Consider the following 13,275-nt stretch of genomic DNA (forward strand, 5'->3'; position numbering starts at 1 on the left):
CTCCCCGGCGCTTAACTCACGCCTTGGCGAACTGCAGGCCGCCGAAGTTCATGATCGTCGGGATCTCGACCTTCGTGTGCGTGTCGGTCTGCGTGACCGGTGCCACGACGACGCCCGGGCTGGCGAAGCCGCCGCCATAAGCGGCATTGACGTTGCCGACGTTGTAGTTGCTGCCGCCGCGTACAGCGGACAGAGCCTTGGCGGACAGGTCTTCGGAATGGGCGATGTCTTTGATGATCAGCGAGCTCATGGTAAATCTCCTGTGAGGGTCTTCAGTCTGGAAGGAAGAGCACTATTCGTTGCGCTCACAGGGGTATTTGCACAGGGTATGCCAGGCTTAACCGCGCAAGGCGGAAATAGCCGTCCAAGCCGCTGAAAACAAAGGGGAATTAAAAATTTACCAGCAGGCTTTTCAAGCGCTTTCGGCACGCGAGGGGGAGAAAGGTGTCGTGCCGTAGCAAACAGGTTTTTGAGGACTGTCTGCGTTGCGAAAACAGCGGCGGGGTTTCGGTAATTCGCGACGCACCCGGTGGTGTGCGCATATCGTTCGTGCGACGTAACACGGCGCGCTTGCCGTCTTGCTTATTCGTTGCTCTCAGGAAACATACATCCGCCATTGCGGATCAGCGCCTTCACCTCTTCGCTCACCTGCACGGGGTTTCGATTTAATCGGGCAACGAACTCGTTGCAGCGCCGAACGTACGACTTCGAATCGTGCTTCGCGCTCCAAACGACTATGTTAAGCACGACGGGAATGAGGTCCAGGCCCTTCTCGGTCAGCGTGTAAAAGTCCTTCCGCCTGTCGTCGGCACTGGGTGCCCTCGAGAGAATTCCTTGCTCCTCAAGAAACGCAAGGCGCGAAGCAAGGACATTGGTCGCGATTCCCTCCTCCGATCTCAGGAACTCGCCATACGTCTTCTTGCCGGCAAAGACGATGTCGCGAATGATCAGGAGCGACCACCGGTCGCCGAAAACCTCCACGCCGTAGTTCACTGCGCAATGGGACCGAATGTCTTCTTTAGATGTCGTCTTCATGGATGTCGTCTTCATCGCTCGATATTAACATCGCTTGCATAACGCAAGTAATTTGCGCCGTTTACTTGTTTTTTGCAAGCAATGTGTTTAGCATGGTTGTTCGGGAGTACGAGCAGCACCCAACAAACCAGGAGGCTGCATATGAGCACTATCAGCATCATCGGCACAGGCGGCATGGCCGCAGCGATCGGCGGCCTCGCCGCGAAGGCGGGACACACCGTCGAGGTGACGAGTCGCGACGCCGTCAAGGCGCGGACGCTCGCCGCGCAGATCGGAGCCGGCGCGACGACAGGCGCGTTCGGCGCCGCCCCGGCCGGGGACATTGTCATCCTGGCGGCTCCCTACTCCGCCGTTCTCGACGTGGTGAAGCAGTACGGCGAAGGGCTGGCAGGCAAGGTTCTTGTCGACATCACGAATCCGGTCGCCTCCGATCACACGAGCTTCGTGACCCCTGGAGACAGTTTCGGCGCGAAGGAGATCACTAAGGCCGCCCCTGCCGATGCGAAAGTCGTCAAGGCGTTCAACACCCAGTTCTCCCACGTCCTGGCGGCCGGTCCCGTCCCGGGCCACGCATTGGACGTGTTCATCGCCGGAGACGACGCGCACGCGAACGCACGCGTCTCGGCGTTCATCGAGAGCCTCGGACTGCGTCCAATGGATACCGGGCCGTTGCCAATGGCGAGGTCACTGGAGCACGCGTGCCTGCTGTCGCTGGGCCTCCTCGCCCACTCGGTCAAGCACACGAACTTCTCAATCGGCGTCAGCCTTCCCGGTTGAATGCACCGGGACCACCGCTTCCCGCATCACATTACTCATAAGGAACATTCACATGCAGGTTTTCGTCACTGGCGGGACCGGCCATTCCGGCCCGTACATCATCTCCGACCTCATCGCGGCAGGCCATCAGGTCACCGCCCTCGCTCGTTCAGACAAGGCGGCGGCGGCGGTGTCCGCACTTGGCGCGAAGCCGCGTCTCGGTAGCCTCGAGGATCTCGACGGCCTTAAAGAAGCGGCCGCCGCCTCCGACGGCGTCATCCATGTCGCACACCGGCAAGACCTGATTCCGGTCGGCGGGATCAACGCCGTGGCCGATGCGGAGCTTCAGATCATGCTCGCATATGGCGAGGCGCTGGCCGGAACCGGAAAGCCGCTGGTCTCATCGGGAAGCATCGGCTCGCCCGGCTGGGACAACCTGGGCCGGCCGGCCACCGAGGAGGATCCACCTCTTCCCGGCGGCGATCCCTACAAGAACACCTTGCGGGTTCGTAACATCGTGGAAACCACGGTAATCGGGCTCGCGGAAAAAGGCGTGCGTTCTTCAGTCGTTCGGATTCCTGAAATCATGCACAGCGCGACCGATAATGCCGGCTTCCTTCCGCTGCTAATCGGGCTGGCGAAGGAAAAGGGTGTCGTCGGTTACCCCGGAGACGGTGCGAACAGGTGGGCCGCCGTGCACACCCGCGACGTCGCCACCGTGTTCCGCCTGGCGCTTGAGAAAGGCGCCGCCGGCAGAAGCTGGCACGCGGTTGCAGAGGGGAGCATTGCGTACCGCGAGATCGCCGAGGCGATCGGCAGTCGCTTGAAGCTGCCCGCCGTACCCATTCCCGCAGACGTGCTGATGCTGCCTGGGTACTTCGGATTCCTTGCAAATCTGGTCACACTGGATACCCCGGCGTCGAATGCCATCACGCGCGAGACGCTCGGCTGGACACCAACGCAGCCCGGCCTGTTTGCCGATATGGACAATGGCCACTACTTCCCTGCCCGTTGAGCTAAGCAGACGGCAGTGACTCCCCCATCGCACCGAGCCCGTCACGGAGTAGCAGGAAGGTGACGCAAGTGGCTCGGCGCACACGGAAAACATCATGGGCGAAGCCTCGTACAGATGACGGGCATACCCCAACTCAGAAGGATATTTGACATGAGCACGATTAGCATCATTGGCGCAGGAACCATGGCCACAGCGGTCGCCGGCCGTATCGCCAAGGCAGGACATACCGTCGAGGTCCTGAACCGCGACCCAGCCAAAGCGCGGGCGCTGGCCGATAAGCTCTCAGCGGGAGCGACCACGGGGACATACGCCGCCGCGCCGACAGGCGATATCGTCATCCTCGCCGTGCCGTACGGCAGTGCGGCGGCGGTCGTCGCCGATTACGGAAACGCGCTCGAAGGCAAGGTGATCATCGACATCACCAATCCGGTCGCCCCGGACCTTTCCGGCCTCGTCACCCCGCACGGCAGTTCCGGCGCGCAGGAGATCGCCAAGGGTCTTCCCGCCACCGCGCACGTCGTAAAAGCGTTCAACACTGTCTTCGGCCACGTACTGGCCAAAAACGGACGCCTCGACGCGTTCATCGCAGCCGACGATGCACAGGCCAAGGCGCGCGTCTCGACCTTGATCGAGAGTATCGGACTGCGTCCGTTGGATGTGGGTGGCCTGCACATGGCCGCGACGCTCGAGGCGCTCGGTCTGATGATGATCGGCCTCGCGAAAAACGGCGCCGGCACATGGGATATCGCGTTGAACGTCGAGATTGGCTGAATCACCGGCGCGACGTCCTCCGGTGGCTTTTCGGCCACATGAAACAGAAACGGAGAATTTCAATGAGCACGCAGGAGAATGTCCAGATTGTGAAGGATTTTTTTGCAACAATGGGCCGCGGCGATAAGCAGGGCCTGCTCGCGATTTCCGCCGAAGACATAGAGTGGATCATTCCGGGCGAGTGGCCGCTGGCCGGCACTCATCGCGGACACGCGGGATTGGCGGATTTGCTTCAGAAGGCGTCCGACACGGTTGAAACGTCATACCCAGCCCCTTTCGAATTCGTCGCGCAGGGCGACCGGGTTCTGGTCGTCGGCTTCGCCACGGGCAGAGTCAAAGCCACGAACAGGACGTTCGACGACGATTGGGTCTTCGCCATTACCGTTCGAAATGGCAAGGTGACGAACATCCGCGAGTACATCGACACACTTGCACTGGCGCGGGCCTGCGATCTTTAAAGCTGAAGGCCCCGCAACTCGCGACGTGCTCGCCCGCCGTGAATTCGGAGCCAGCGCTCATGGGGTCGTAGATGGCGTCCTATCGACAAGCGTGCGACGCCCCACCTCCAGGATCTCGTCGGCGAAGGCGGGATCGGCGCTCACGACCGCACGCGACAACACGAGTGCGCCGACCATCTGACTGAACGCCGCAATGGCATCGTGACGGCTCTGCTTCGCCGTTGCGCCTTCCGCGGAAATCATGGCTTCAAGCCGGCGGAGATGCGCCGCCAGCCCGCGCGTGTAGGACGCGCGCGCCGCGTCGCTCATACGGGGCACGTCGCCCGCGAACCCGGACAGCGGACAGCCGGCCTCGATGTCGCCGCGGTGCCGCGTCGACAGGTAGCGCGCCGCCTGCTTTGCCAGGCTCCCGGCGTTCGGCGAATCTGCATAGTCTTCCATCGCCTTTTCCATCACCGCGGCGACCAGCGCGTCTTTCGACTTGAAATGGTTGTAGAAGCCGCCCTGTGTAAAACCGGCTTCCTTCATTAACTCCGCGAGCCCCACAGCGTCGACCCCGCGCGCGCGGAACAGCCGCTCGGCCGCCGCGACGATCGCGCTGCGGTTCTCGGCGGCCTGCTGTCGTGACACACCCATCGATTCCTCCTTTGTTCACGCGATCGCATCGATTAATAAACATAATGTCGATCACCATTGACATGTCCGAATTGCGTCGACACAATGCGTCTTAAGACGATGGCGATCGACATTGAGATAAGTTTAGCCGACTTTGGCCCATGACGCGAAGCGACACGGGACAAGGTGCAAACGGCAATGTGGGTCATGCCGTCTTTGATGCCGATGTTTCACCCGATCGTTTTCACCCGATTTCTTGCGCCCGGCGAGCCCGCGCGCCGGCGATCAACCCCAGGAAAGGATGCGTCATGAAAATCGAAGGTTCTGTTGTTTTGGTGACGGGCGCGAACCGTGGGCTTGGCCTCGAGTTCGCGAGACAGGCGCTCGAACGAGGCGCGCGCAAGGTCTATGCGGGCGCGCGCGATCCGGCCAGCGTGACGCTGCCGGGCGTCGTGCCTCTCAAGCTGGACGTGACTGATCCGGCGGCTGTGGCCGCTGCCGCGGAAGCCGCGCGCGACGTCACGCTACTGATCAACAACGCGGGCATTGCGCGGTTGGGCAGCCTGACCGACGACGGCGCGCTCGACGTGTTGCGCGATCACTTCGAAACCAACGTCTTCGGGATGCTCGCGATGTCGCGCGCGTTCGCGGGCCACCTCGCCGGCAACGGCGGCGGCGCGATTCTGAACGTGCTGTCGGTCGCGAGCTGGATCAACCGGCCGATCCTTTCCGGCTACGGCGTGTCGAAGTCGGCCGCGTGGGCGGTGACCAACGGCCTGCGTCATTCGCTGCGCGAGCAGCGCACACAGGTTGTCGGGCTGCATGCCGGCTTCATCGACACCGATCTGACGCGCGGGCTTGAAGTGCCGAAGGCGACACCGGCCGACGTCGTGCGTCAGGCATTCGACGCGATTGAGGCCGGCGCGGAGGAAGTGTCCACCGACGAGTTCACGCGAGAGGTGAAAGCCGCGCTGTCCGCGGGCGTCTATCTGAACGAGCCGGCTCCTCGCTGACGGCGTCGCGGCGTTCGCCCGAAATCGAGCGCGGCTATCAACCCGCGCTCAGTTCCTGCTGCCGCCGTACTCGCGCGTCTTCCTCAAGACGCGTCTCTTCGAGTTCCTGAAGCACGCCATCGAGGTCCACCGGTCGCGTGTCGACTTCGATGCGGCCGGTCAGTTCGATATCGACATGCAGCAGCCCCGATTCGAACAGCGTCCAGATCTCCGCGCCATAACTCGCGGTGAGAATTTGCGGCGCAAACCGTCCGAAGTATGCGGCCAGGTTGTCGACGTCCCGCTTGAGCATCGAGGCGGCTTCGTTGTTGCCGGCGGCGTCGACGGCCTGCGGCAGATCGATGATCACCGGGCCGTCCGCTGCGAGCAGGATGTTGTATTCCGACAGATCGCCGTGAATCATGCCTGCGCAGAGCATGCGGACAACCTGGTTCAGCAGCAGCGCGTGCAGTTCGAGGGCGCGGGCTTCGGTCATATCGACGTCGTTCAGGCGCGGCGCGACGTCGCCCATCTCGTCGATCACCAGCTCCATCAGCAACACGCCGTCGGTGCAAATATAGGGTTGCGGCACGCGCACGCCTGCCGCGGCGAGCCGGAACAGTGCGTCGACTTCAGCGTTCTGCCATGACGCTTCCTGCATCTGACGGCCGTAGCGCGTGCCTTTTTCCATCGCCCGCGCTTGCCGGCTGTTCTTGACCTTGCGGCCGTCGCGATACGACGCGGCTTGCCGAAAGCTTCGCTGCTTCGCGTCCTTGTAGACCTTCGCGCAACGCGTCGATTCGCCGCTGCGCACGACGTAGACCGTTGCTTCCTTGCCGCTCATCAACTGGCCGATGACTTCGTCGATGAGCCCTTCTTCGAGAAGCGGGGCAAGCCGTTTAGGTATTTTCATGCGACCGCCGACTGCAGCTCGACGAACGTGGATTCCGCACGAGTGGAGGGTGAATGGACCGGGCCGATGAAACGCGCAGCCGGTGCCGCTGCGCGCAAGCTTACTGCTGTGGGGATGAATTGAGTCATGCCGGATTATACGGGGGCCGCGGATAAGCCGATTTAAATTCCCCGGCGACTGCTCCTTCGACCCTGCTGCTTCCCCCGCCGCGCCTTTATGTATCTCAACGTATCCACGACCGACAGCGATACGCACGCTTACAAACAACCGACTTCCGGACACAAGCGGGATACGTCCGTCCGCTCAAATACGCCCATCGCGAGCAAACACCGCTCCGCAAACTGAAGGTGGTGCATATGCAGCATAAGTCGAACGGACCCGTTGAACAGGACTGCACCGCGCGTGAAGCGCCGAGCAGACAGATCGCGCGCAGTTGTTTGCTGACGCGCGCCCGGCAGATCTCGCGTTTCCTCACTTCGATCTACGACGACGCGTTGCGCCCGTTCGGCATCGTCGCTTCGCAGTTCTCATTGCTCGTAATGATCGCGGAATTCGGGCCGATGAGCCGCTCCGATCTGGGCCGACGCAATTATCACGAGCGCTCGACGCTGACACGGAACCTGCAACCGCTGATCGCCCAAGGCTGGGTTACCGAAGGCGCGCCAGGCAGCGATGGTCGCAGCCGCCCTCTTTCGCTCACGCACGAAGGCAACGCGCTGCTCACGAATGCCGCTAACGCGTGGGCCGCGGCACAGAGCCACGCGACGCGCGTCCTCGGCGAGGGCGGCGCACATGGCCTCATGAATATCGCGCAGCAATTGCCGCCGCGCATCGTTTGAAGTTTTTCGGTCGATGTTGCATGTGCAAGATCGACCAACGCCTCACACCCTTCCCCGCATCAAGGAGTTCGTCATGAAAGTTGTCAAAGCCGCCGCCGTCCAGTTCAGTCCGGTGCTTTATAGCCGTGAAGCCACCGTCGCGAAAGTGGTGCAGAAGATCCACGAACTGGGCCTGAAGGGCGTGCAGTTCGCCACTTTTCCGGAAACGGTCGTGCCTTATTACCCTTACTTTTCGGCAGTCCAGACCGGCATCGAACTTCTTTCGGGCTCCGAACATTTGCGCCTGCTCGAGCAGGCTGTGACTGTGCCGTCCGCTGCGACTGACGCGATCGGCAAAGCCGCGCGAGAGGCAGGCATGGTCGTGTCGATTGGCGTGAATGAGCGCGATGGCGGCACGCTGTACAACACACAATTGCTCTTCGATGCTGACGGTACGCTGATCCAGCGCCGCCGCAAGATCACGCCGACGCATTTCGAACGCATGATCTGGGGCCAGGGAGATGGCTCGGGCTTGCGTGCAGTCGACAGCGCCGTCGGCCGCATCGGCCAGCTCGCATGCTTCGAACACAACAACCCGCTCGCCCGCTACGCAATGATCGCCGACGGCGAGCAGATCCATTCGGCGATGTACCCCGGCTCTGCCTTTGGCGAGGGGTTCGCACAGCGCATGGAAATCAATATCCGCCAGCATGCGCTCGAGTCCGGCGCATTCGTCGTCAACGCGACGGCATGGCTCAACGCCGACCAGCAGGCGCAGATCATGAAGGACACCGGTTGTGGAATCGGTCCGATCTCGGGTGGCTGCTTCACCACCATCGTCTCGCCTGACGGCATGTTGATGGCCGAACCGCTCCGTTCAGGAGAAGGCGACGTGATCGTCGATCTCGACTTCGCGCAAATCGACCGCCGCAAGATGCTGATGGACGCGGCCGGCCACTACAACCGCCCCGAATTACTCAGTCTGATGATTGACCGCACGCCGACCGCGCATGTTCACGAACGCGCTCCGCACTCGTTGCCTGTCAGTGACAACAGTGACGACGATGTGCGCACGCAGGCGGCCGCTGTTGCAGGTTCGCGCTGACCAGAGGATGCTGGTTCGCAAATTTCAAATGATGTGTGTATTCGTGGGGCCGCACGCCGCCGACTTCACCCGCAACACAACACGCTGATCAAGCAGGAGACAATCTCATGTCACAAGACACGCCCCAATCCTCATCCCGCCGCCACTTCGTCAGTGCGGCCGCCGCGGCCCTGGCTGCCGGTTCGCTCAGCCGGCTTGCTTTCGCGGACACCAGCCCGGCAATCGGCAGGATCACCGAACCCGCGAACGGCGACAAGTCCGCAATTCGCCCGTTTCGCGTTCAAGTGCCCGAGGCACAACTCGTCGACATGCGCCGCCGTATCAAGGCGACCCGCTGGCCTGATCGCGAGACCGTGCCCGACGAGTCACAAGGCATCCAGCTCGCCATGATTCAGACGCTTGCGCAATACTGGTCGACCGGCTACGACTGGCGCAAATGCGAAGCACGGCTCAATTCGTATCCGCAGTTCATCACGGAGATCGACGGGCTCGATATTCATTTCCTTCATGTGCGCTCGAAGCACGAGAACGCGATGCCGCTGATCGTGACGCACGGCTGGCCCGGCTCGATCATCGAACAGTTCAAGATCATCGACCCGCTCGTCAATCCGACTGCGTACGGCGCACCGGCTTCGGATGCATTCCACCTCGTGATTCCGTCGTTGCCCGGCTACGGCTTTTCGGCACGGCCCACAACGACCGGCTGGGGTCCGGAGCGCACCGCCCGTGCGTGGGTCACGTTGATGAAAAGGCTCGGCTACGAGCGCTTTGCATCGCAGGGCGGCGATCTTGGCGGCATCGTCACCAACATCATGGCGAAACAGGCGCCGCCCGAACTGATCGGCATTCATGTGAATTTCCCGGCGGCCGTTCCGGCTGAGATCCTCAAATCGCTGGCGGCCGGCGATCCGATGCCTCAAGGCTTATCGGACGAGGAGAAGCACGCTTATGACCAGTTGAGCGCGAACTTCAAGAAGAAGCGGGGCTACGCGGTCGAAATGGGCACGCGGCCACAGACGCTCTATGGACTTGCCGACTCGCCCGTTGCGCTGGCGTCCTGGCTGCTGGATCACGGCGATGGCTACGGCCAGCCCGCAGCGGCGCTGAGCGCGGCCGTGCTCGGGCATCCCGTCAATGGACATTCCGCAGGCGCGCTGACGCGGGACGACATTCTCGACGACATCACGCTTTACTGGATCACCAATACAGGTGTGTCGGCTTCGCGGTTCTACTGGGAGTCGCACGCGAATTTCTTCCTTGCGGCCGACGTCAACGTGCCTGCCGCAGTGAGCGCTTTTCCGGGAGAAAACTACCAGGCGCCGAAGAGCTGGACCGAAAAGGCCTATCACAATTTGATGTACTTCAACAAACCCGAAACCGGCGGGCACTTCGCGGCATGGGAAGAACCGATCATCTTCGCGAATGAAGTGCGAGCGGGGTTAAGGCCATTGCGTGCGTAAAGCGCGAAACGCTCCGACCCGCATGCGTTGGAGCACTCATTGCAGGAGAGTCACCATGTATTTTGCAGCATCATCAACGCCCGCGCGGCGCAAGCTTGCTGCGTTTGTCGCAGCCTCTTTGGGCCTTACGCTAGCGACGGCTTTCAGCTCTGCGTACGCGGTTCCAACACCGGATGTACTTCCGGCAACACAGCATGCAAGAGTCCAGGACGAGTCGATCCGTCCGTTTGCACCGGTTCATGTGCCGCAGGTCGCGATCGACGACCTGCGCAGGCGTATCGCCGCCACGCAATGGCCGGAAAAGGAGACCGTAGCGGATTCGTCACAGGGCGTGCAGCTTGAGACGATGCAGAAACTCGCGCGCTATTGGGCAACGGATTACGACTGGCGTAAAGCGGAAGGGACGCTGAATGCGTTACCGCAATTCGTGACGACCATTGACGGCGTGGACATCCATTTCATCCATGTTCGATCGAAGAACCCGAATGCGCTTCCATTGATCATCAATCATGGCTGGCCCGGCTCGGTGCTGGAACAGGTCAAGCTCATCGGGCCACTGACCGACCCCGTCGCGTATGGCGGAAAAGCCGACGATTCGTTTGACGTCGTCATCCCGTCGATGCCCGGCTACGGTTTCTCCGGCAAGCCGACGACGACAGGCTGGGGTCCCGAACACATGGCGCGCGCGTGGGCCGAGCTGATGCGCCGTCTCGGCTATCAGCATTACGTCGCTCAAGGCGGGGACTGGGGTGCGTTCGTCGTCGATCAAATGGGCTTGCAGGCACCTCCGGGGCTGCTCGGCATCCACACCAACATGCCCGCGACAGTTCCTGCGGACATAGACGAGGCGCTAAGGATCGGCGCCCCGGCGCCAGCCGGTATGTCAGCGGATGAGAAACGCGCCTACGGGCAGCTCGCCCAAACGTTCAAGCAAGTGGACTACGCCCGCTTGATGGGCTCGCGCCCGCAGACGCTCTACGGCATTGACGATTCACCCGTCGGCCTGGCGGCCTGGCGGCCTGGCTACTCGATCACAACGACGCCAATGCTCAGCCCGCCGCGGCAGTCGCTGCAGCGCTGAACCGGAGTGCGAGCGCAACAGGCGAACTGACGCGCGACGAAGTTCTCGACAACATCACGCTGTATTGGCTGACTAACACGGGCGTGTCTGCGTCGCGTCTCTATTGGGAATATAAGGGTGGATTCTTCAACGCAAAAGGCGTCAAGGTTCCAGTCGCCGTCAGCGTATTCCCCGGCGAGCAATATCAGGCGCCGCGTAGCTGGACCGAGAAGGCCTACCCTCACCTCATCTATTACCATCAGGCCGAGAAAGGAGGCCATTTTGCAGCGTGGGAGCAGCCGACGATATTTGCTCAGGAACTGAGGGCGGCTTTCCGGTCGCTACGGTAAGTGGCGTGCTCTCTCCTGCCGTCCGCACTCGCCGTCATCAATCCAGTTCAGCCGTGCCGATGCCCCGGATCATTGCAGGTGCACGCGTAATTCGAGTCGTTCCAAGCGTTTCCAAGAATGATCCTGCAAAAGTTCTTGCGACGGAAACCCGGGTCCTTCAACGCAAGCACGTCGTCGTTGACCGTGCCGAATGTCGAGTCCGGCCGGTGCTTCATGCCCTCGTTAAAGGCGTCAATGATCTGCTCCTTGAAGTTCTCCCCGCGTGGGTGAGCCGCCACCACCACCTTGCGCTGTTCCTCGGTGAACTCGTCATACGCGAAGCCCAGCACGTCCATCTCGACGCCTGCCGTCACGAGTTGAACCACTGGCTTCTTGAACGGCGGAATACCCGGCGTGGTATGCAGGGCGATCGCGTCCCACACGAGCTCGACCTCGCCTTCGGGAATGCCATGCCCCTGAAGGAAGCTGCGCGCCGCATTTGCGCTGTCGACCTCGAAGCGGTTCTGCGATCCGCGAAACTGTTCGGTCAGCCCAATGTCATGGAACATTGCGCCTATATACAGAAGCTCGGGGTCATACTTCAACCGCTTGCGCTCGCCGGCGAGGGCACCGAAAAGAAACACGCGAGTGGAGTGATGAAAAAGCAGGTCCGACTCTGTGTCGCGAACCAGTTGAGTGGCTGCGCGTGCCATTGCGCTATCGGGAATCTTGATTCCTGCAATCGTCGTCATGTTCGTTGCTCCAATGTGTGCGTAGTCGCCGCGCATTCCGGGCGGCTTGAGATAGCTACGTTGAGAAGGAAAGCCCGCACCCAAAGTATCGGAGTGCGGCAAGCAACTTTCAATTCGATCGATGCCTGGAACACAGCCAACCAGACGGCGTTTTCTGCCAACTGCGGCGCCTACGACGGTGTAGGTTATCCTGCGCATACCGACGACAGACACCATCGCCATGAACCTTAGGGCTCTACAGTGCTTCGTGATTCTTGCAGAGGAGCTCAACTTCAGCCGCGCCGCGGAGCGCTTGCATATCGCGCAGCCCGCGCTCAGCCAGCAGATCCGTTCACTCGAAGACCGGCTCGGCACGCAGCTCGTCGATCGCGCGAGGCGTCCGCTCGCGCTCACGGAAGCCGGCCACTATCTCTGCACAGAAGCTCGCCAGATACTCGGCGCATTGGAGCAGGCCGGCCTCGCGACGCAGGAAATCGGCGTGGGCCGGCGCGGCTGGCTCAGCGTCGGCTTCACGCGCTCGGCGATGTACAGCATCTTGCCGCCCGCGCTCAAGGCATTTCATCACGCGTATCCGCAAGTGGAATTGAAGCTCTTCGAGATGCTCACCGAAGAACAGACCGATGCGTTGCGCGACATGCGCATTCATATCGGCATCGGCCGGCAGCCGCTGGCCATCGACGGTTGCACGTCATATCCGCTGCTGCGCGAACGGGTCATGGTCGCACTGGAGCCCGGTCATCCGCTCGCCGCGCAGAAGAAAGTCAAAATCGCCGATCTCGCGGATACGCCGTTGATCCTTTATCCGAAGCATCAGAATGCGCAGTTCAAGCGCTCGGTTCTATCGTTGTATCGGGACGCCGGCCTGACGCCGCTCGTCGCTCATCAGGCGTATGAAATCCAGACCGCTATCGCGCTCGTGGCGGCCGGACTCGGCGTCACGTTCATTGGCGAATCCGTCGCGCGGCTCGGCCGCAGCGACGTCGTGTATCGCCATCTGACCGGGCCCGGTTCAACGCATCGCTCGACGCTCGCCGCAACTTTTCGCACGGACGACGCTTCGCCCCATTTGCGTGCATTCCTCGCCTGTCTGCCGCCGCCAATTGCGGCCGCAGCACTATAAGAAACCCTAACAAAATGAGTCGAAGGGGCTGTTAACCCGAATCATGCTCTGTTAACCTCTTCATTGTTTCGTTGGC

General features: G+C 61.6%; 14 protein-coding genes and 1 pseudogene. 10 read left to right on the top strand and 5 right to left on the bottom strand.

The window, feature by feature from the left end:
• Positions 1-16: 16 nt before the first annotated feature.
• The gene (locus AB6809_RS26190; RefSeq protein WP_114157407.1) at positions 17-250 is read right to left on the bottom strand and encodes a hypothetical protein; all 234 of its coding nucleotides are present in this window, start codon (positions 248-250) and stop codon (positions 17-19) included.
• Between the two features lie 332 nt (positions 251-582).
• Complete coding sequence (locus AB6809_RS26195) at positions 583-1,035, bottom strand: winged helix-turn-helix transcriptional regulator (protein WP_371027479.1); 453 nt, start codon at positions 1,033-1,035, stop codon at positions 583-585.
• 141 nt (positions 1,036-1,176) lie between these two features.
• Between AB6809_RS26195 and AB6809_RS26200 the strand changes: the two genes are divergently transcribed.
• The 4 genes from AB6809_RS26200 to AB6809_RS26215 all read left to right on the top strand — a co-directional run bounded on the left by AB6809_RS26200 (position 1,177) and on the right by AB6809_RS26215 (position 4,035).
• Positions 1,177-1,812 carry an NADPH-dependent F420 reductase gene (locus AB6809_RS26200; protein WP_371027480.1) on the top strand — a complete coding sequence of 212 codons (636 nt, stop codon included), beginning with the start codon at positions 1,177-1,179 and terminating at the stop codon, positions 1,810-1,812.
• Positions 1,813-1,864: 52 nt separating this feature from the next.
• Positions 1,865-2,806: an SDR family oxidoreductase gene (locus AB6809_RS26205; protein WP_371027481.1), complete on the top strand. Its 942-nt coding sequence runs from the start codon at positions 1,865-1,867 to the stop codon at positions 2,804-2,806.
• A gap of 150 nt (positions 2,807-2,956) precedes the next feature.
• Positions 2,957-3,577, top strand: coding sequence for an NADPH-dependent F420 reductase (locus AB6809_RS26210; protein ID WP_371027482.1), 621 nt, complete (start codon positions 2,957-2,959; stop codon positions 3,575-3,577).
• A 62-nt stretch (positions 3,578-3,639) separates the two neighbouring features.
• On the top strand, positions 3,640-4,035 hold the full coding sequence (locus AB6809_RS26215; RefSeq protein WP_371027483.1) for a nuclear transport factor 2 family protein: 396 nt from the start codon (positions 3,640-3,642) through the stop codon (positions 4,033-4,035).
• A gap of 57 nt (positions 4,036-4,092) precedes the next feature.
• On the opposite strand, the gene AB6809_RS26220 is transcribed toward AB6809_RS26215, so the two are convergent.
• Complete coding sequence (locus AB6809_RS26220) at positions 4,093-4,671, bottom strand: TetR/AcrR family transcriptional regulator (protein WP_371027485.1); 579 nt, start codon at positions 4,669-4,671, stop codon at positions 4,093-4,095.
• Positions 4,672-4,958: 287 nt separating this feature from the next.
• On the opposite strand from AB6809_RS26220, the gene AB6809_RS26225 reads away from it, so the two are divergent.
• Entirely contained in the window at positions 4,959-5,663 is a 705-nt protein-coding gene (locus AB6809_RS26225; protein WP_310031932.1) for an SDR family oxidoreductase, read from the top strand.
• A 37-nt stretch (positions 5,664-5,700) separates the two neighbouring features.
• Here the strand turns inward: AB6809_RS26225 and AB6809_RS26230 are convergent, their stop codons facing one another.
• Positions 5,701-6,555, bottom strand: coding sequence for a PA4780 family RIO1-like protein kinase (locus AB6809_RS26230; protein ID WP_371027486.1), 855 nt, complete (start codon positions 6,553-6,555; stop codon positions 5,701-5,703).
• 356 nt (positions 6,556-6,911) lie between these two features.
• Here AB6809_RS26230 and AB6809_RS26235 point away from each other — a divergent pair, with 356 nt between their 5' ends.
• The 4 genes and pseudogenes from AB6809_RS26235 (at position 6,912) to AB6809_RS26250 (ending at position 11,348) form a co-directional block, all read left to right on the top strand.
• Entirely contained in the window at positions 6,912-7,394 is a 483-nt protein-coding gene (locus AB6809_RS26235) for a MarR family winged helix-turn-helix transcriptional regulator (protein WP_371027487.1), read from the top strand.
• Positions 7,395-7,467: 73 nt separating this feature from the next.
• Positions 7,468-8,478, top strand: coding sequence for a carbon-nitrogen hydrolase family protein (locus tag AB6809_RS26240; RefSeq protein WP_371027488.1), 1,011 nt, complete (start codon positions 7,468-7,470; stop codon positions 8,476-8,478).
• A gap of 107 nt (positions 8,479-8,585) precedes the next feature.
• Positions 8,586-9,938: an alpha/beta fold hydrolase gene (locus tag AB6809_RS26245; protein WP_371027489.1), complete on the top strand. Its 1,353-nt coding sequence runs from the start codon at positions 8,586-8,588 to the stop codon at positions 9,936-9,938.
• 55 nt (positions 9,939-9,993) lie between these two features.
• Positions 9,994-11,348: pseudogene (locus AB6809_RS26250) on the top strand (epoxide hydrolase family protein).
• 47 nt (positions 11,349-11,395) lie between these two features.
• On the opposite strand, the gene AB6809_RS26255 reads toward AB6809_RS26250, so the two are convergent.
• Complete coding sequence (locus AB6809_RS26255; RefSeq protein WP_371027493.1) at positions 11,396-12,079, bottom strand: HD domain-containing protein; 684 nt, start codon at positions 12,077-12,079, stop codon at positions 11,396-11,398.
• Positions 12,080-12,299: 220 nt separating this feature from the next.
• Between AB6809_RS26255 and AB6809_RS26260 the strand changes: the two genes are divergently transcribed.
• Positions 12,300-13,199, top strand: coding sequence for a LysR family transcriptional regulator (locus AB6809_RS26260; RefSeq protein ID WP_371027490.1), 900 nt, complete (start codon positions 12,300-12,302; stop codon positions 13,197-13,199).
• Positions 13,200-13,275 lie beyond the last annotated feature (76 nt).

The sequence above is a fragment of the Paraburkholderia sp. RCC_158 genome (genome assembly GCF_041355255.1).
Taxonomy (GTDB): domain Bacteria; phylum Pseudomonadota; class Gammaproteobacteria; order Burkholderiales; family Burkholderiaceae; genus Paraburkholderia; species Paraburkholderia graminis.

Excerpts from the sequence above, each read along its gene's own strand:
- AB6809_RS26235 (WP_371027487.1), top strand. The coding sequence starts at position 6,912 with ATGCAGCATAAGTCGAACGGACCCGTTGAACAGGACTGCACCGCGCGT.
- AB6809_RS26190 (WP_114157407.1), bottom strand. The coding sequence starts at position 250 with ATGAGCTCGCTGATCATCAAAGACATCGCCCATTCCGAAGACCTGTCC.
- AB6809_RS26245 (WP_371027489.1), top strand. The coding sequence starts at position 8,586 with ATGTCACAAGACACGCCCCAATCCTCATCCCGCCGCCACTTCGTCAGT.
- AB6809_RS26200 (WP_371027480.1), top strand. The coding sequence starts at position 1,177 with ATGAGCACTATCAGCATCATCGGCACAGGCGGCATGGCCGCAGCGATC.
- AB6809_RS26210 (WP_371027482.1), top strand. The coding sequence starts at position 2,957 with ATGAGCACGATTAGCATCATTGGCGCAGGAACCATGGCCACAGCGGTC.
- AB6809_RS26255 (WP_371027493.1), bottom strand. The coding sequence starts at position 12,079 with ATGACGACGATTGCAGGAATCAAGATTCCCGATAGCGCAATGGCACGC.
- AB6809_RS26215 (WP_371027483.1), top strand. The coding sequence starts at position 3,640 with ATGAGCACGCAGGAGAATGTCCAGATTGTGAAGGATTTTTTTGCAACA.
- AB6809_RS26260 (WP_371027490.1), top strand. The coding sequence starts at position 12,300 with ATGAACCTTAGGGCTCTACAGTGCTTCGTGATTCTTGCAGAGGAGCTC.
- AB6809_RS26195 (WP_371027479.1), bottom strand. The coding sequence starts at position 1,035 with ATGAAGACGACATCTAAAGAAGACATTCGGTCCCATTGCGCAGTGAAC.
- AB6809_RS26230 (WP_371027486.1), bottom strand. The coding sequence starts at position 6,555 with ATGAAAATACCTAAACGGCTTGCCCCGCTTCTCGAAGAAGGGCTCATC.
- AB6809_RS26220 (WP_371027485.1), bottom strand. The coding sequence starts at position 4,671 with ATGGGTGTGTCACGACAGCAGGCCGCCGAGAACCGCAGCGCGATCGTC.
- AB6809_RS26225 (WP_310031932.1), top strand. The coding sequence starts at position 4,959 with ATGAAAATCGAAGGTTCTGTTGTTTTGGTGACGGGCGCGAACCGTGGG.
- AB6809_RS26205 (WP_371027481.1), top strand. The coding sequence starts at position 1,865 with ATGCAGGTTTTCGTCACTGGCGGGACCGGCCATTCCGGCCCGTACATC.
- AB6809_RS26240 (WP_371027488.1), top strand. The coding sequence starts at position 7,468 with ATGAAAGTTGTCAAAGCCGCCGCCGTCCAGTTCAGTCCGGTGCTTTAT.